Origin of the sequence: Blautia wexlerae (genome assembly GCF_013300825.1) — a bacterium.
In the GTDB taxonomy this organism is placed as follows: Bacteria; Bacillota; Clostridia; order Lachnospirales; family Lachnospiraceae; genus Blautia_A; species Blautia_A wexlerae_B.
In genome coordinates, this window is sequence record NZ_JAAIMY010000048.1 from 1 (window position 1) to 18,371 (window position 18,371).

An 18,371-nucleotide genomic window follows, 5' to 3' on the forward strand; every position below is an offset into this window, starting at 1 on the left:
ATCCCGCATAAAATCAAGGTATATTAGAATGTAGAATTTACTTTTTCATTCAAGCTCTCAGTTCCTGCTGGATGTCATAGGCGTTGTTTTCATAAATATCAAATAAGATCAGGTGTTTCGGATTGTGTGCTGCGATCTGTCTGGCAAGCTCGGAGCCGATGGAGCCCACGCCTGTGACCAGAACTACTTTTCCTGTGATGTATCTGTAAACCTCGTCCATGTCTGTCCTGATGGGATCTCTGCCGAGGAGGTCTTCAATCTGGACCGGTTTCATTTTGTTTATGGTTACTTCGCCTGTGTAGAGCTGGTACATTCCCGGAAGGTTCATCAGCTCACAGTTTGTTTCATTGCAGATCCTGAGGATTTCTCTTTTGTCCTCCGGCTTTGCGCTTGGGATCGCCACATAGATCTTCTCGATCCCAAATTTGGCAACTGCTTCCATGATGTGCTCTCTGCCGCCGAATACCGGAACGTCATCAATGTATCTGCCCCATTTATTCTCATTGTCATCAATGAAGCAGTATACTTTTTCGCTGGTTTCCTTGGCATGTTTGATATCGCGGAATATCATCTGTCCTGCACTTCCGGCGCCGATCAGCATGACTCTTTTTTCATAAGGAGCATTTTCGTTTTTCCTTCCTCTCAGAAGCAGGATGAAACGGTATGCAAACCGGATTCCCAGTGTCAGACAGAACTGAATGATAATACCGAACAGGTAGTAGGAAACCGGCATCCTGTATACGCAGAAAGTTACGATGACAAAGTAGATCACGCCTGTGATCGCTGTTCCGATGATCACACGGATCAGTTCCGTGTAGCTTGCGAATCTCCAGATGCTTTTGTACAGGCGCAGGAACCAGAATACTACTATGCAGAATATTGCATGGATCCATATTGTGCGGAAATAGGTCTGCAGGTACTCTTTCTGGATGCCGTCGAATCTGCAGTCAAAGCGGATCCACAGTGCGGCAAGGTAAGATACCAGAATTGCTATAAAGTCATATACCATCAGCAACAGAGTGACCAGTTCCCAGTGTTCAAGTTTTTTCTTAGTGTCAGTAGTGCTTTTGCTCATTTTCTTCTCCTGATTCCTTCTTTAATTCCTTTTTTGTAATTTCAGACAAATGTTTTTGTCTTTCTCTCAGACAGACTGAATAAGCCACGGTTTTCTCCCCGGCTTACATGATCTTGTATCTGTTGTCATATTTCTCTTTCTCATCTTCATATTTGTGCATCACCCTTTTGAAATAATTTCCAGACCTGTGCGCAGTTCCTGCTGTCCATCTCCCGCCGGGAGTACCAGCCACGCAAGGCGTTTATGTCTGTCAATTCTGCGGATAAATTTCTCTCTTCCCTGAAGGGGTCCCTGTGTCACATGGGTTGTGCCGTCTTTAATATAGCCTGTTGACATTGAGATTGTCTTTGTATCCGGCTGCATCAGTGCTTTCAGGAATTCTTCCTGTTCCGGACGTAAGGGTGTTATGCCGGACATGACAGCTTCTGCCAGAGAGTCTGAGCAGTGCTGTCTGCTCAGTGTGGTTTTCAGTTCCTCTTTGTCCCTGCATTCTATGAAGAAGCAGTCTGTAAACAGTGGTTTCTGCTCTACATGCCAGGAACCCTGGTATCTTTTCATGCAGTCATAGGTGGGGATGAAAATTTTTTTCTTATCCTGTTCTGACAATTGGGTGTCGTAAAATTTCTTAAAGTCTGTGATAATATTTCCCGTACATTCGTACACAAATAACATGGCGGAGGTCACCTCATTTTCCAACTGAAGCCGCAGAGTATCACACTCTGGGAGTCAAAAACCCCGAAACTCATGTTATTACAGGAGCTTCGGGGTTTTTGACCAGATTATATGACTGCTAAAAGGCTGGAAAGCTTTTGCATATTTTGTTGTTTGAGTTCCATGGAGGGATGTACGTATCGGTTCAGGGTGATGTTTACAGTGGCGTGTCCAAGAATCTCGCTCAGGCTCTTGACATCAAAGCCGAGTTCAATACAGCGTGTGGCAAATGTGTGCCTCAGTGCATGGAAATTCACAGGAACCAGACCACACTGTTTCTGTACATAATGGAAATATTTCTGCATGGTGCGGGGTTCGATGTATTTTTCATTTACAGCGGCAAGGACATATCCCTGTCTGTTGGGAAATTCCTTCTGAATGAGCTGGATCAGACTGTCTGGAATTGGAATTGTACGGATAGAACATTTGCTTTTGGGTGATGTGACCATGATACGGGTTTTCTGTGCAGTAGAATCCGGAATCTGCAGCCGCTGCATTGTGTTATGGACATGAACAGATTTTTCCTGAAATGAAAAATCTTCCCATTTCAGTGCACAGATCTCGCCTACACGCATTCCTGTAAAAAGACATAACAAAATCCCAAGATTGCGTTCTGACATATTAGCATAAAGATATCGACAGAGAATTTCCTGTGAGGAACGTGGAATCACGACTGTATCCGGTGCAGTCTGGCGGATGATAATCTCCTTTCCGGTACTTGGCGGCTGATATCCCTGAATCAGGGCATATCTGAGCAGACTTCTCATCAGAGACAGAATGTCCAGAACCGTCTTTGGTGAGAGTCCCTCTCCGGATGAACTGCCATGGGTAAGAAGGTCATCACAGAATTTCTGAATCCGGGATGAAGTGAGTTCACTTAATGGAACATTATCAAATTCCGGAAGAATATAAGAATGAAGTATGTTGTAGTATTTGACATAAGAGGATTTCTTGATCTGAGACTGTATGGAATTCATCCAGTCATCTGCCAGTTTTCTGATAAAACATGGTGGTATTGTATTTTCGGGGGCTTTGTGGGGAACAGTCGGGTTCGCTTCTATATTAAGAATAGCCTGACTGCGCTTTCTTTTTGCTTCCTTATAGGTGGGAGCATATACATATCCATAAACAGCTTTCCCGGTCTGTGATCGTGCTTTAATATATCTTCCTTCCCAGCGTCCATCTTTTCGTTTGTAAATGTTTTCACCTTTTCGTGGCATAATTTCTGGTTCTCCTTTCAATTTCCGTGTGACGGTTTTGTTTACGGTGAATGAGCTAAGCCATTTAGCCCTATATGGCGAATTAAAGGATGAACCTCATTAAAACTTTCATAAAAACGAATGATAATACAAATATGCTTTGGTAAACAGCATAGAATTTAGCAGATTGCTTTATAAATATTGACAAAATGTGTCATATTATGTAAAATTATCCGTAGTTAAAAATTATCGAATTCGAAAAAGCTTCCCACAGAGTGTGATACTCTATGGTTTTAAATAGAACACTATGGGCTTTTATTATGCAAAAAATAAAGGAATAAACATATGATTACTATTCCCCGTTTGTGTTGATTTATTCGTATTTTTGTTTTAAGAACTTATTGTTCTTATTGTAGCAGGTTTTTTGTTATCCTGCAAGATTTTTCGTTCTGAAAATGGGCAAAAAAATACCCTGTCGGTTTGAAACCGGCAGGGTTGATACGGACATACTTTTTGTCGACGCATTCCATCTCTCAAGCAACATTCATTTCAGAATTACCTTACAATTTTTCTTATAACAGGCAATTCCATATTTAATGATGTATTAGCATAATTCTTAATAAAATGATGATAACACGAAACCGTTTACGCGTAAAGTACTATAGTGTATTTGAAAAAAGGCTTTCTGCATTAAGATGCCCTCTTTACTACAGCATTTTTTCCCCTGAAGGCAATTCCGATTTTGACAATTGAATTGATACCCGCGTCACGCAGTTCTGGGTCATATTTTTTCTCATTGATTTGTTGCAGCGCTCTGTCTGCCAGCGCCTCCAAATCCACATGCTCATCACTTGTATGTTTGAACTCAAAAACAAAGCCCGGAATCCCTCCCGTTAAAGGCATCAGCTGGATATCAAAACGTCCTAATCCAGATTCACGGTTGGATCTGACCTGATACCGATTTCCAAGGACTGCACATAAACCCAACATCATACCATAATAAAATCCCTCGTTGGCTCTATCCATAGAGGAAATACTCCTCAGCATAAAATCTTCCAGCAGAGCCTGCAGCTTTTTTGCATCTCCTGAGAAAATCGCCTGATTTATAGAAACAGAAACACTGTTCTGGTTTGTTTTATTTAGAACTTCCTTCTCATACACAAACGAAATCTCTTTGTTCGGAATTGCCACATCACACATAAAATTTCCGTCATGCTGTGGATAGACTGATACAACTTTCAAGTATCCCGCCACAAGCAAAAAGCTGTAAATACTATACGGATTGCTCTGCACTTCCGGATAAATCACGCTGGTATCGATGTAAGTCGTGATTTTCTCCCCACATAGAAGTTTATATAATCCCTCCATAATTTCAGATGTAGCAGCAGAGATGATTTCTCCAATAATATCATTACTTCCAGTGGACTGCCAGAATGCTTTCGGAAAGCACTTATCTGAAATATAGTTAATTACCGACCACGGATTAAATATCTCTGTATCCCCAAAACGATAACCATCATACCATTCACAGATTTCCTGAAACTTATCTTCTTTGCCATAATAGCATAGCATATCCTTTACTTCTTCTGTCGTAAAGCCAAAATACCCACTATAGTTTTCATCCAAAATCGAATTGATTTTCAGATTATTCATTCCACTGAATATACTTTCTTTCGCTACACGCAAAATTCCTGTAAGGAATCCAAAAGCCAGATGTGGATTATCTTTCAGACCTCCTGAGAAAAAATTTCGCATGAAATTAACAATTTCAGAATAGAAATCACAGTTATGCCCCTGCTGAATCGGTGTATCATATTCATCAATAATGATAATGCACTCTTTCCCATAATGCTTATGCAGCAATAGTGAAAGAAGCTGCAGCCCCATCTGACAGTCCACCTCATTGGCATTTTCTCCGGCAAGCCGATGATACTGTTCTTTTTCATAGGTACTCAGAACGGAACTTGTTTCCAACTCATTGTGCCTCATGAATTCCAGAGAAATCAGCCTGCTGATTTTCTGAAATGTTTCTTCCCAGGTTAAGCATTTTACATCTTTAAATGTTAAAAAAATGACCGGATACTGCCCCTGATGCTTAGTATAAAATTCCCCGCATTGCCATATCCGCTTATCCTTAAAATAAACAGAAGTATCTTCCGCTGTTTTTTCAAAAAAAACCCGAAGCATGTCCATATTTAATGTTTTGCCAAAACGACGTGGACGTGCAAAAAGAGAAACCATCGGCTTTGTATCCAGAAAGTCGCGAATCAGCAATGTCTTATCCACATAATAATAATTTGCCGTTGCCGCTTTAAAGTCCGAAACTCCTATGGGCAAAGGTTTCTTAACAGTATCAGCCGGAATTAACCATGTACGTCCGTCTTTTATCGCTCCCGGAAATTCTCCCTGTTTACACATCTGCTGAATTCTGCGAACACTAATCCCCTTTGTCCTAGCAACATCTGCGCATGTCAAGTAGTTCATACCCGCACCTCCAAACAATATTCTGCCGCAATTATATCTCGCAGAACGAAACACATCAACTATTATTTCGTTTTTGATTTCGTTATTATTCTGAACTTTTCATTAAAACAAGCCATTTTCTTCAAATTGGTTTTAGGTATCTTTTCTGCAGGGTTTGGATAGGATAAATCAGGCGATCAGAGGTTTATTTTCAGTGCTTTCTCAATCTCATCGATTACGATCCTGAGCGCTTTGATACGGGCGTATTTTTTGTCGACGGATTCCAGTACATGCCACGGGGCGAAAGAGGTGCTGGTCTTCTGGAGCATTTCGTCTACGGCTACTTCGTAGGCATCCCACTTCTCTCTGTTGCGCCAGTCTTCCTCTGTGATCTTCCATTGTTTCTCGGGATTATTCTGTCTGTCCTGGAAACGTTCCAGCTGAGTGGCTTTATCGATCTGCACCCAGAATTTGATGATGACTGCACCCCAGTCTTTGAGTTCCTTTTCAAATTCATTCATTTCATTGTAGGCACGTTTCCAGTCATTCTCACTACAGAAGCCTTCAAGACGTTCTACCATAACTCTGCCGTACCAGGTTCTGTCAAAGATTGCAATATGACCGTCCTTAGGCAGTCTTGTCCAAAAACGCCACAGATAATGTCTTGCCTTCTCGTGGGGTTCCGGGCTTGCAATAGGATGTACTTCATAACCGCGGGGGTCAAGAGCTTCCGTAATACGTTTGATGTTGCCGCCTTTTCCTGCTGCATCCCAGCCTTCATAGGTGATGATGACCGGAATCCGTTTTCTGTATAACCTGTTGTGGAGTTCCCCCAGTCTGGTCTGGAGTTTCTTCAGTTCTTCTTTGTACTCTTCTTCATCCAGTGTCTTATCTGTCAGGTCAATGTCTGCCAGACGGGGCATCTGTTCCAGAGGGAATACATTCTGAAGGATCGGGACAGAATGTGCCTGGTTCTGCATGGCTACCTCGATATTGCTGACCATGGTTTCCAGCACCTGCAGTTCCGCCCATTTTCTGTCGCTGGCATCTATGATGTACCATGGTGCTGTGGATGTGTTAGTGTCACTCATGTAGCGTGAGAATACTTTTTCACATTTTTTGTAATGTTCATTCTGCCATTTGTCAAAATCTGCCACACGCCATCTGGTGTCTTTGTGATCCAGAAGCAGCTTCTCACGTTTCTTCTGCTCATCCCGGTCAATCTCCATGAAAAATTTCAGCACCAGATAGCCATTGTCTGTGAGCTGGCGTTCGAATCGGCGGATACTGTCGATCCGTCTGGTATATTCCTCTCCTGCCAGACTGCCTTCCAGACTTTCCCTGCAGGTCTGCTCCATCCAGCCGGAATCCAGGAATGTGAATTTGCCGGCTTCCGGGATCTGCCTGAAATATCGGTACAGGAACGGATACCGCAGGTCTTCTGCTGTGGGAGTTGACATGGTGGCAACCTTAAAGAAACGCGGGTCAATATTCTTGATGACTTTTCCGATAGTGCTTCCTTTGCCGGATGCACCCCAGCCTTCGAACAGTACGATCACAGGTATTTTATGTTCTTTAATCTTCATCTGGAAATCATAGAGCTGGCTTCTGGCTGTCTGCAGTCTCTCTTTGATTTCTTCTTTTTCCGGCATATGCGCCGGGGTCCAGGTTGTAAGCATCGACTTGTCCTCCTTGAATTCTTAATAAAATGATGATAACACGAAACCATTTATGCGTAAAGTACCAGAGTATATTTGAAAAAGGCTTTCTGTAGACTGTAGGAATGATTTTTCAAACATGCTCTAAGGAAGGCAAAGTTTAAATTTCTCTGTCGTAATGTAATAACATATCTGCATATATCTGCAGCATTCTTTGTTTCTCCGGGGACATGGTCCGATATGCACTTATGAGCCATTCCTCATTCTCACAATTATCTTTCTCAAGCAATTCTCCAAGAGGGATCCGCAGCACATTGCAGATCAGAAGCATGTTATATAAATACGGCTTCGTTTTTCCGTTTAACAGATTGCTCATACTGGACGTAGACATTCCTGTTGCTTTCGCCAGGGCATACTTTGATATATTTTTTTGTTTTCGGATTGCGTTTAATTTGTCAAGCATATGTTGGTAATCTTCATCGGGGGTGTACATGAGAGTGGCCTCCATTTAAATCTGTAAAAATCTCTGAAATATAAAAAAGCGGACAAGCTACCATTTCACTGTGTTTCAAGTGAATATATAAGGTAATTTTGTCCACTTCTCCCCTTAAACGCGACAATGCGACGATTTAAGATGTTTGCTTTTGTTCTTGTATTACATTATACCAGTTTTTCAATTTTATTCAACATTTTTCGTAAAATTATGTAATTTTTTCCAGTCTTCGACTTCCAAATCTTGAGCCTCTTTCAAAAGAACGGTATTCACTAATAAAAGCGCCACTATCTCTGTCCCCATTGTCACTAAAAAACCTGATTTATCCCCATACTCCGCACATAGTCGATCCATTCATAAATATCTTCTATGTCATACAAAGTATTCAGCTCCCTATCTGTCGCTTTTTTCAATGCAAGAGCCATTAATCCATATTCATTTTCTAAAAGTGTATCAAATACCCCCTGATCATCTGTATTGATGGATACACTGAGATGGTTTTTTCCATTTGTCTGCTTCAGTTTACGCGAATTAAAGCGCAATATGGGATGTTCCTCATATTTCTTTATTGTACCAATCAGATAATTAGAAGACGGATTGGTTTCTATTCCAATCCCTTTGCAGGCAAGCTCCTGAATCATTTGCTCCTGAATCTGACGTACCAAATCGATATACTCCTTATGTATTTTAAATTCTATAATCTTATCTCCTTCTTTTCTGACTATCTCATTATAGTGATACAATTCATACAGTCTACAATACTTTCTGTTTCTACGCACTTCATTACTGATCCGCGGATTTAGTTGATAACGGTCAAACCTCAACAGTTCTGTTCTCACAATAGCTTTTTTAAACCGCGCCTCATTCAATTTATAAATCTCCGGATTATCTCCTCTTAATTTCCAACTCTGATAATATTCATGAACAGAAGGGCAAACTTCCTCACGTATATTATTTTCATATATTTCTTTATACAGCTGATAATATGTTTCTATCAGTTCTGTTTTCAGCTTTTCTTCTATATGACATCCCAATTCATTTGCTTTACAATACATCCACACAATATCATCGAGAAGAACCTGTTTGGCAATAATCACTTTACTGCCTTTCATACAATAATAGTTCTGAGGTTCAATTCCCAAAGCCAAAGCATGTCCTAAACGATCACCTCTGTTCAGATTGCAGAATAATATTGTTTCGTCGATTGCACGTAAGCCATCTACAAGATCAAGGAAATCTTCCCCTACATGATAGGTAATACGAAGATTTTTCGGCATTTTTTTCGAATTTACCGTTTGATTGAAAATATTTTCAGAAACAATTCTTATATCAGATAAATAACGAAACACCTGACTAAATACTTCCGGTCTACAGGCAATTTCACTGGAACATGCGTCAATACCTCTAACATGGCAATTTATTTCTCTTTTCTTTTCCAGCATCGCTACTATACTTCTGGCCTGTTTTCTTGATTTCTTACGAACATTATTATTTCTTGGTCTTCCTTCTAAAAATCCATTATCTTTCAACTTTGGAAAATGAAATACATAAATCAATTTTTCATATGCATCTTCAGATGTTCCTTTTTTTACCAACTTCTCATAATTTTTCAAGCTACCATATAATTTCGCTGAAGTATCCTTTGGGCAGATTCTTGCTTCAAGGGAAATCATATTTTTCTTTATCAAAGTTTCATTTAGCGCCAACCGCACAAGTTCGTCTTCATAAGCCTTATGTCCGTCTATAAAATATTCTTTTCGATCTTGATAGTCTGAGAAATTTGCGAATCCGATTTTGTCGTTATTTTGGATAATTTCTCCCCTGAAATCGGTTCTTATAAGCAGATATGCATAAAATATATTTTTCTGTTCATCTGTAAAAATATTAGCTAATATACTTCTGTAACACTCATAAAGGAATTTTCTTTCTCCTGCCAGCAATCTACATACATTATCATTATACTGCATCATATCTTTTTCGAGAGCATAGTCCAGTACATCACCATTTATCACTGCACCATAAATATTTCCAGCAACAATAATCAAATCCTGTAGTTCCGGAGTCAATACTAGAAGTTCTGTCTCTGCCCTATTCTTTGATTCTGTCCCCTTTGGTAGCAGTCGAATCAGTTTTTCTATTCTTTTTATCAAATATTCGTCCCTTTTCAGACAAGAAAACAGATAAATTCTATATAAAGCAGCTCTTTGACACTCTGTATAAAATTTTTCCTTTTCTCCAAAATGATCAAAACTATCTCCTGACTGTCTCTGCATAGTTCTTTTAATCCGTTTGAAGTCTTTTGTTCTTCCTGAAATATGGTTCATGACGCACAGCCAGTTCAGTTCAAATATTTTGGTAGAGCCATTTAAATGAAAGTGATTCTCTGCCACACCCCTTTCCAGAATGTTATGAAGCCTAATATTATCACTTCTGATAATTGGAAGCCAACTGAATTTCTGGGTTTTGACACCGTTTTCCCAATCCTTTTGAGCAAGAAATGCACAGGTAAAAAAATCCTGCCCGACTTTCAACGAAATTTCTCTCCATCGAAGCAATTGGTCAAACCTACATTCGACTTCTTCTCCATCCAAGCGCAATATTCGTTTAGCAAAATCAAATACCAGATAAAAAACATTTCCTTCTTTTCCCTCTTCCCACTGCATCTGTTCACACATATATCTATAACTATTTCTTCTTTCATCATCTGTAGCATGCGGAAATACATCTACTGCATACCGCATATACAGATTTTCTGCAATTTTATTATAAGCACAGCATCTATGAAAGGAATCATCTTTCTGAATCACATACATATAAGGAATTTTTTGAAAAAGGATTTCTATATTTCCGCGTTCTATATCCATAGCTACTCCTTAATCAGTTCTGTATACCGACGAACAATTTCTTTATATTCCTCGCTAAGTTCTTTTGACACCACTTCGTTAGGATCTTTAAGATAAATATCCAGTATTTCGCCGTAATACTGAATCAACCTTTGAGTATCGAGAACTGGCATTTCTTGATTCTCATGAGGCTTTCCAAAATATCTTCTGATATTGTATACCAGATTGTCCAAGTTCTTCTTTACATTCTGCGCTGACCGCTTAATCAGATAAGTTGACACTGGCATTTCTACTGTTTCATAGGAAACAGCGGAATGCAACTGCTTACTCAAATCTTGCAATATCTGATTTCTCTTACCTTCTGATTCATATTGATTTTTCTTCTCTTCTTTTATTGAATCTGCAAATTTATCAAAAATATCAGCATACAATTCGCTGATATTGATTATTCTTTTTTCTCCTTCCAGGTTTTCCACTATCAATTCATTTAATTTTCCATCTGAAGAAATATCTAAGTATTCTCTCAAAAAATGTTCTGCATTGCGAAAAAATCTGTCCACAACAGCTCTGGTTTTACCATGTTCATCTTTTTCTCCGCCTTCTTTTGTTTCTCGATGACGATAACAATAATCATAAAACTCATGGATCAAATCCATATTGGTAAAAATAGTTTGAAAAGCTTCAATTTTTTCAGTATTTTCGCGCCAAATTTTCATGAGAAGATTATTATATTCGTTCCACGTAATTCCCAGCATATCCATATTTATCTTCGTGTACATCATGGCAGGATTGCAGAGTCCAATAATATAATTTTCTATACATATCTGCTGATTTTTCATTAAAACATAATTCGGAAAAATAACAGTTTCCGAGGAATATACTAATACATCGAAAGATCCTGATGGTCTGTTTTCAGTCCAATACATATTAGAAAGTAAGCCTAATAAAAACCATGTAAGAATCTTGTATTCTTTTTGCTGATCTTTTTCCTGTATTTTGGACACAGACATCCCATGCATTTTCAGTACTTCATTTTCCACCCCAAACTCCAGCCCGACTCTGGCTGCTATAGTATTATATATCTGATGAGTAGGCAGACAAAATCTGGAACGATTTAAAAAATATGAATCAATTTTTGCATTTGAAAACATAATATCAAACTCTGTTCCCCACACGTATCCTCCGAGTGCATTACTAAGGTCCTCATATCTTTTTCCTCTACGTATTTCGCTCAATCGAATGGTGTATAAAATATTAAAAACATATGCAAACTTTTCTGCATTTCTCCCATAGACACTATGCCTGTAATCGTCTAACCACTTCCGTATCCAAAAGAAACAGTAAGAGTTTTCCAAATGATACTCAGTTGTCGGCAAAGAATGTTTCTGTTCCGTGTTCACATAACGATTCTGTAATAAATATATAGTCTCTGAATTCATCTGAAAATAGGGCATTTTTAAAAGAGACTGCAATTCCTGAACTTCCACAGCTTCATAGTTTTGTGGAATCCATTCCTTTTCAATATATTCCGCAAATATTTCAATGTTATCATAATAACCCTGATCGTCAATTGGGTTTTGCATATTTCCAAGCAAAACAATCATATTTACCATATCTCTCAGGTTATCTGCCTGAAGCCAACTGGTACCATTTTGTTTCAAAAGAAAACGCATTCCAGTTTTTGCATAAATCATATCCAGCAAAGAAGCACTTAATGAATTATAAATATGATTCTCATAAATGAGGCCACCATTTCTGTTCTGGTATTGAATATGTGTATTCATAAGATATCGAACATCTGGCAAATGAATTCTTCTGGAACGTGGAATCAATTTTGTAATATACTTTTCTGCCATATTTCTTACTTCTTCATAAAATTCCGAGGGCTTTTCCCCACCACGCAGGATATTACTGTAATTTTTAAAGTTTTCTTCCTGCACACACATCTGCAATTGTTCTATTTTTAATGCCATAATGATCACCACATCTGGTATAATTAAATATTTACGTATTTGCTCTGCCATTTTATATGCGTTTGCATTGCAAAGATCCAAATCATCAATGGCTATCAACAGTTTTTTCGTTCCATTCTTACTAACCATAAATTCCAGATAAGTCTTTATAAGAAATTTCAATTCTCTTTTTAAAGCAGTACTTTCTCCCATTCTGGAAAGATTCTCAATATTAGATTCACCATCAAACTCTTCTTCCAACATTTTTCTTGGATTATTAATCAAGGATATAATTCGGTATACTTTCTGAAACATTTCTAATAATTCTTCCCGTTTATAAATATCAAAACTCTCTGGATTTTCTTTATATTTTGTATGGAATTCTCTATAAAGATTGGCTACAATCACTTCTAGAATATTATGTATATCATCAAAAGTAGACGGATCGATAATGATTGGCTTTGAAAAGATAGTGCATTTTACATTTTCACAGTCTCTGAAAATCGGATTCATATTCCAATCATTCTTTTTAGAAAGACTATTAATAAAAGTCATCATCGCACTGCTTTTTCCAACACCACGTTCCCCACAAAATGCAATGATATTATTTTCCGTCTCCACTTTTCTCCATTCAGCCTTTTTTTCGTCTTCATCAACCGCAACAATATCATCCAGCATACCTGCTGCATTCATATACTGCTCATAAAAAATATCATTTTCCTGAATTTCTTCCTTTAGACTTAACTTAAATTCCTCTCCCCGAATAATTGTTAAAAGTCTTACATCTTTCATATGGACTCCTCCTCGTATGGTAGTGTCAAATACTACATATTTTTATTAAATTCTTCTCTATTCTCATGCAGATACGCCATTCAGTAATCCCACCTCATACATATTTTTATAAATTCTCTCAGGGTAGTACGGCAAAAATTGTCTCATATTTTCAAATCTGATACTTTTCTTTTTCATATAGCTAATTAGACAGTTTGTCAGTTCTTTTCCATCCACTTCCGAAATATCCACAATCTCCTTTAATAAATCGAGGAACTGAAGTGTTGCCGCATTTCTCTCATCTATTTCACAGTATGGCTTCCGTAAAATCACACGCAGGTTTGCAAGCTGAGTTTCTCGGTATTCCGTTGTAGCTTTGTTCGTATAAATCTCATATACCTCTGGAACCTGAGTCGTCAAACCTAGTTGATTTGCAAAAAGAATTCCTCCAACATAACCACAGCAGTTTTCTCCATCTGCCAGATACTTTTTTCTGATAACTTCATCAACTGACAGAGTTGAGCCTGAGCGAAACATAGATTTCTTTGGAATATAGTATATTCCCGTATCGAAGCGTTTTAGCAGCCTGGCTTCTGTCAGTTTCTTCATCTGCTGGCGAACTGATACCGCTTTCATAGCGGGGATATTTAATTCTGACAAAAAGATGGGTTCATTCGGTCGGTAATTGTTTTCTATATAGCTGTATACATCATTCATCAATGCCATTTTCTTTTCCTCCTTTTTGATACTTTTTAGAAATGTATTTTTTCTTTATTGTTATTATACGTCCCAAATACCAGAATTGCAACGTGAACTTCCTGAAAAAGCAACAATCCCAAAATCACCAGCCTGACAAATCCCCTCATCCCTTCACCATGATCACAAAATCATACTTGCATTCTCACATACTGGAGCTGGGAAATATCTACACTATTTTCAGGGCACTGTCTGTCTGCCTTATAGGCTGTGGGCTGGTCCCTTGAACTGACTATATGATAACAAGATTGCCAGAACTCCACCTTCCCTGCAAATAGGAATCCGACTCTCAAAAATCTACATATTTGTAGATCTTTCTGCCAAGATTTCCAAAATGGGCAAAAAAATCCACACCGTCATCTTCTTCGACCGTGTAGATATCAGATTGCCATCTTCAGTTTTTCATTCTGTGCCATCATACGAGCAATCTTCAAAAGCATCTCTTTATTTTCTATATTCAGTGTTGAAAACAACTTACCCATCTCGTCATCTTCCAACTTTGTATGTACCTGCACCCGCTCCGGCATCAATGAATCAACCGGAACTTCTAAATTTTCTGCTATGTCGATGAGGGTTTGAACTCCCATCTCCACCTCACCTTTTTCATATCGGGAAATGACCTTGTTGCTGCAGCTTCCTCCCATCTCCTCAGCCAGCTGTTCCTGAGTCAGATATGCCGCCTTTCGCGCTTTCCTGATGTTTTCACCAATGATTTCCTGATCAGGCTTCCAAACTTCTGCCAACAAGATCACCTCCTTCCTCGCTTTTAATGAATTATTATGTTAACCTTTGTTTTAACTGTTCTAGGCGTTCTCGCACAATGGGGGTAACTCATTAATTTTGCTTTTTTTATTTCCCCTCTTGCATTTATCAGTGCCACGTCTCCCATAAACGACAAAAGGAGCCGAGGACCATGGTTATATAACCACAATCCTCGGCTCCTATCAGCCCTTCATCGAATCCAATCACCCGATGGATATACTCTTTTTCACCTCGTAAACAGCCAGCTTTCCATTTCCACGCATCCTTACTTCAGCGTCATTTCCTCTGCCTGTTATCTCCCGAATTGCCTTCATGATAAGTGCATCATCATTCCCTGTACTTGCGATAACACCGCAGGAAGCATTCCCATGCGCTCCCACGTAATTTCTGAACGGCTCTTTTTTCTCTCTGCATCTGCTACTTCCATACTCTGAAATCAATATGCTCATCTCCTGTCTTTTGTTTTAAACACGGACTTTTCCGTTCCATCAATACGTGGAATACAAAATTCGTCCAATACTTTACGCTCCAATGGATCTACCAGAATAAAAGAAAAGAAATCTCTGATCTTATATCCAGCAAAACACTCTCTTGCCTGTTCAATCATAAGAGAATGATTCACCACAATGGAAACTTTAATTCCATGTTCACGAGGACTATCCAGATAGGCCATTCCGAACAGACGGTTCATGCTGCTGATTGTTCCCCGCCCGATCCCGGTAGTATAGGATTTACAGTCAAACAGCCACATATCGATTCCTTCATCCTGCAGTGCATTCGTCCAGATGGCAAAATCCGCATAAAACTGTTTGTTTCTTGGCCAGATTATCTTCTCATGGCCGAGCAGTTCAACAGAATAGCCCGCCAATAAAAGCGCGTTCTGAAGCGTTTCCCTGCTTCCTTCCGCATATCTGGTCTCCATACTCTTAAAGGTGTCTCCAAGCGCAGAAGCATATTCCAAAAATCGCTTCGGTGTCTTATCATCTGCAACACTATATGTAATTTGTATCGGTGAAACAACAGCACCTTCTTCTGTTGTTGGAACCATCTTTACCATCCCGTTTGCAGCCAGCAGCTTATCAAGCGTCACTCCGCTGGACGGATCTGCTGCTTTGGATATCGATATCAGAACCTCATCCGAACAGGCCGTTGCGTTCTTCATATTAATAATACGAGATATCGTCGATGTATTGACCTCGCAGTCTTTTGCAAAATCATTCATCGACCGTCCTCCCTTTGCAAGAAGAACAAGATGGCTCAATTCTGCATGGTCTGCATTCCCGGTTCTTATATAGTCCGGGAACAGATTTGTGATTTTCTTTCTTCCCATCGGTGCTGCACCTCCTCTGTTAGTATACTATCACCATTTTGCATATTTGTCAATATCACGCAACGATTATTGTTTTATTGCTTTCTATTGCGTTTTTCCGTACCCGCTGATGCTACATCATAATAAAAAGGAACAGAAGTTCACAAACTGTTGTTCTTCGTATATAAGAACAATTATTCAAGAGGGAGATTATTATATTATCAATTATTTCAATGTGCAGATATGCACAATCCTGCGATTTCATCTTGGTAATTGAATTGCCGAGGATTCCCGCTTATTGTCCTAAAAAAGCGCAGAGAATAACTTGACAAGGTATATATCGCGATATATACTAACAATATAAGGAGGTGCATTACTATGATGACTGCAAAGTTATTTGAAAATGGTCGGAGCCAGGCGGTTCGACTTCCGAAGGAATGTCGCTTCAATGGTGATGAGGTGGCAATTAATAAGATCGGTGATATTGTTATTCTGATGCCGAAGGAAAACAAGTGGTCTGGTTTCCTGAACAGCTTGGAACTGTTCTCGGATGACTTCATGAACGATGGCAGAGAACAGCCTGCGGTACAGGAGCGTGAAGCGCTATGAAGTATATGCTAGACACTAACATTTGTATCTATGCAATTAAGCATAAGCCACCCGAAGTCATAAAAAATTTTCTGAAGCATGATCCAGACGATATGTGTATCTCATCCATTACTTATGGAGAACTGATGCACGGAGTGGAAAAGAGTCAGGCAGTGGAACGCAACCGTGTAGCAATTACACTGTTCTTGTCGTCTATTTCTATCCTTCCGTTTGACAATTATGCAGCAGAAGAATACGGAAAGGTTCGTGCAGACCTTGAACGAAAAGGAACACCAATTGGTCCAATGGATATGTTGATTGCCGGTCATGCGAGATCAGAAGGGTTGATTCTTGTGACAAATAATACCAGAGAGTTCTTCCGGGTTGATGACTTAGAAGTTGAAGATTGGACAAAAGAATAAGTGCATGAAAGAAAGCATCTGTCAGTATAAAATCTGATAGGTGCTTTTTTCATGCCTGCCGGGATTATGAAAGGGAACTTCGTACCGCGTCTGCCAATATTAATATGATTCTTGAAAAGAGTCATATTCCGGAACAGCAAATTGAAAATGAAAAAGGGTTATAGGCTGTTATTTTTCAGTGACTGTTCATGCTCATCCTGTATCGGTATTAAACTGCCCTATATACCCTTAGCTGGACGCACGGTCTGACCACGATGTCTGGATTTGTGAACTTCCAGTTTTTTTCGCCTAAATCGAGTATACCTCATAGCATCTGACACCAACAACACGAGAAAAACCGCAGATGAAAATTCCCGCGGTTCCTGTTTTCTCATACTCTTTACATTTTATTTTTTGTTGACATCGGAACAAATTCCAACTTTAATTGCATCCCTAATCCCTGTGCAAGTTTTTTCACCATACTCAGGCTGGGATTTCTTGTTCCGTTCTCAATCCGGCTTATATCTGCCTGCGTAATTCCGGTTTTAGCTGATAAATCTTTCTGTGTCATATTCTGCTGCACTCTTGCGTCAATCATCGCCTGGATAATGTCATATTCCGGTTGCAGTGCATCATATTCTGCCTTGACTTTCGGATTCTGCAACGCTCTTTTTTTATAATCCTTATAGCTACTCATCGCCATACCTCCGTTCATAATCTGCTTTATACTTCTTTGCCAGTTCTTTTTCTGCCTTTGGTGTCTTCTGCGATTTTTTTATAAATCCATTGGTCAGCACTGCCTTCTTGCCTACAATAAAGAAATACAGTACTCTTGTAATATCTGATCCCTGCTTGGTACGAAGCTCAAATATTCCATTCTCCAATGGTTTTGAATATGGCTCACGAAGCAATGGACCGTTCATTTCCAGCAAATCAATTGTCCGCAATGTTTTTGCCAGCAACTTAGGCTCCAGAGAATCCAATAATTCCTGCACAGGGCATCTTCCATCTTCTGTATCATATAAAATGATCTCGTACATTAGTATGCTCCTTCCTCTTTATAATTATAATATGTCGTATTCGACATATTGTCAAGATGATTCCAAACACTTTTTCATATAATCATAAACTTCCCGATTTCTATATCGCCTGTTTCAAGCAGCAGATGGACATGGTTTGTCATCAGACAATACGCATTGGTTTTCTTCTCACTCCTCTGTACATGATGTGGTAAATTGCTCCCGGATACCAGTCCCTTAATTTTCTTGCGATCTTTCTCCCTCCATTTCGCTTTGCTATTTTCAATAATACTATCATTTATGATTATCCTAAAACAAAAATCTGTCAGTCATCACAGATTTTTATTTCAATATGTTTTCCAAGTGCATTC

Annotated in this window: 17 protein-coding genes; 2 read left to right on the plus strand and 15 right to left on the minus strand. The window is 39.1% G+C overall.

The window, feature by feature from the left end:
• Window positions 1-49: 49 nt before the first annotated feature.
• From G4417_RS15395 to G4417_RS15450, 12 genes are all read right to left on the minus strand, one after another.
• Window positions 50-1,075 carry a nucleoside-diphosphate sugar epimerase/dehydratase gene (locus G4417_RS15395; RefSeq protein ID WP_173684108.1) on the minus strand — a complete coding sequence of 342 codons (1,026 nt, stop codon included), beginning with the start codon at window positions 1,073-1,075 and terminating at the stop codon, window positions 50-52.
• A gap of 159 nt (window positions 1,076-1,234) precedes the next feature.
• On the minus strand, window positions 1,235-1,747 hold the full coding sequence (locus tag G4417_RS15400; protein WP_173684109.1) for a hypothetical protein: 513 nt from the start codon (window positions 1,745-1,747) through the stop codon (window positions 1,235-1,237).
• Window positions 1,748-1,854: 107 nt separating this feature from the next.
• Window positions 1,855-3,006 carry a tyrosine-type recombinase/integrase gene (locus G4417_RS15405; protein ID WP_173684110.1) on the minus strand — a complete coding sequence of 384 codons (1,152 nt, stop codon included), beginning with the start codon at window positions 3,004-3,006 and terminating at the stop codon, window positions 1,855-1,857.
• A 669-nt stretch (window positions 3,007-3,675) separates the two neighbouring features.
• Window positions 3,676-5,469 (minus strand): AAA family ATPase, encoded by a 1,794-nt coding sequence (locus G4417_RS15410; protein ID WP_173684111.1) that lies wholly within the window; start codon window positions 5,467-5,469, stop codon window positions 3,676-3,678.
• 176 nt (window positions 5,470-5,645) lie between these two features.
• The gene (gene pap, locus G4417_RS15415) at window positions 5,646-7,127 is read right to left on the minus strand and encodes a polyphosphate:AMP phosphotransferase (RefSeq protein ID WP_173684112.1); all 1,482 of its coding nucleotides are present in this window, start codon (window positions 7,125-7,127) and stop codon (window positions 5,646-5,648) included.
• A gap of 139 nt (window positions 7,128-7,266) precedes the next feature.
• Entirely contained in the window at window positions 7,267-7,599 is a 333-nt protein-coding gene (locus G4417_RS15420) for a helix-turn-helix domain-containing protein (protein ID WP_173684113.1), read from the minus strand.
• A gap of 308 nt (window positions 7,600-7,907) precedes the next feature.
• Window positions 7,908-10,463 carry a hypothetical protein gene (locus G4417_RS15425; RefSeq protein ID WP_173684114.1) on the minus strand — a complete coding sequence of 852 codons (2,556 nt, stop codon included), beginning with the start codon at window positions 10,461-10,463 and terminating at the stop codon, window positions 7,908-7,910.
• A gap of 2 nt (window positions 10,464-10,465) precedes the next feature.
• Complete coding sequence (locus G4417_RS15430) at window positions 10,466-13,186, minus strand: P-loop NTPase fold protein (RefSeq protein WP_173684115.1); 2,721 nt, start codon at window positions 13,184-13,186, stop codon at window positions 10,466-10,468.
• Window positions 13,187-13,249: 63 nt separating this feature from the next.
• The gene (locus G4417_RS15435; protein ID WP_173684116.1) at window positions 13,250-13,891 is read right to left on the minus strand and encodes a hypothetical protein; all 642 of its coding nucleotides are present in this window, start codon (window positions 13,889-13,891) and stop codon (window positions 13,250-13,252) included.
• 410 nt (window positions 13,892-14,301) lie between these two features.
• On the minus strand, window positions 14,302-14,664 hold the full coding sequence (locus tag G4417_RS15440; RefSeq protein WP_173684117.1) for a helix-turn-helix domain-containing protein: 363 nt from the start codon (window positions 14,662-14,664) through the stop codon (window positions 14,302-14,304).
• A gap of 222 nt (window positions 14,665-14,886) precedes the next feature.
• Window positions 14,887-15,123, minus strand: a complete 237-nt coding sequence (locus G4417_RS15445; RefSeq protein WP_173684118.1) for a hypothetical protein — start codon at window positions 15,121-15,123, stop codon at window positions 14,887-14,889.
• Window positions 15,124-15,128: 5 nt separating this feature from the next.
• On the minus strand, window positions 15,129-16,013 hold the full coding sequence (locus tag G4417_RS15450) for a hypothetical protein (RefSeq protein ID WP_173684119.1): 885 nt from the start codon (window positions 16,011-16,013) through the stop codon (window positions 15,129-15,131).
• A gap of 357 nt (window positions 16,014-16,370) precedes the next feature.
• Between G4417_RS15450 and vapB the strand changes: the two genes are divergently transcribed.
• Both vapB and vapC read left to right on the plus strand, forming a co-directional pair.
• Complete coding sequence (gene vapB / locus G4417_RS15455) at window positions 16,371-16,601, plus strand: type II toxin-antitoxin system antitoxin VapB (RefSeq protein WP_173684120.1); 231 nt, start codon at window positions 16,371-16,373, stop codon at window positions 16,599-16,601.
• Window positions 16,598-17,002, plus strand: a complete 405-nt coding sequence (gene vapC / locus G4417_RS15460; protein ID WP_173684121.1) for a type II toxin-antitoxin system tRNA(fMet)-specific endonuclease VapC — start codon at window positions 16,598-16,600, stop codon at window positions 17,000-17,002. Before vapB ends, vapC begins: the two co-directional genes overlap by 4 nt.
• A gap of 379 nt (window positions 17,003-17,381) precedes the next feature.
• On the opposite strand, the gene G4417_RS15465 is transcribed toward vapC, so the two are convergent.
• The 3 genes from G4417_RS15465 to G4417_RS17210 form a co-directional block, all read right to left on the minus strand.
• Window positions 17,382-17,684 (minus strand): helix-turn-helix domain-containing protein, encoded by a 303-nt coding sequence (locus G4417_RS15465; RefSeq protein WP_202048547.1) that lies wholly within the window; start codon window positions 17,682-17,684, stop codon window positions 17,382-17,384.
• On the minus strand, window positions 17,671-18,021 hold the full coding sequence (locus G4417_RS15470; RefSeq protein WP_173684123.1) for a type II toxin-antitoxin system RelE/ParE family toxin: 351 nt from the start codon (window positions 18,019-18,021) through the stop codon (window positions 17,671-17,673). Before G4417_RS15470 ends, G4417_RS15465 begins: the two co-directional genes overlap by 14 nt.
• Before the next feature lie 142 nt (window positions 18,022-18,163).
• The gene (locus G4417_RS17210; RefSeq protein ID WP_274603809.1) at window positions 18,164-18,298 is read right to left on the minus strand and encodes a hypothetical protein; all 135 of its coding nucleotides are present in this window, start codon (window positions 18,296-18,298) and stop codon (window positions 18,164-18,166) included.
• Window positions 18,299-18,371 lie beyond the last annotated feature (73 nt).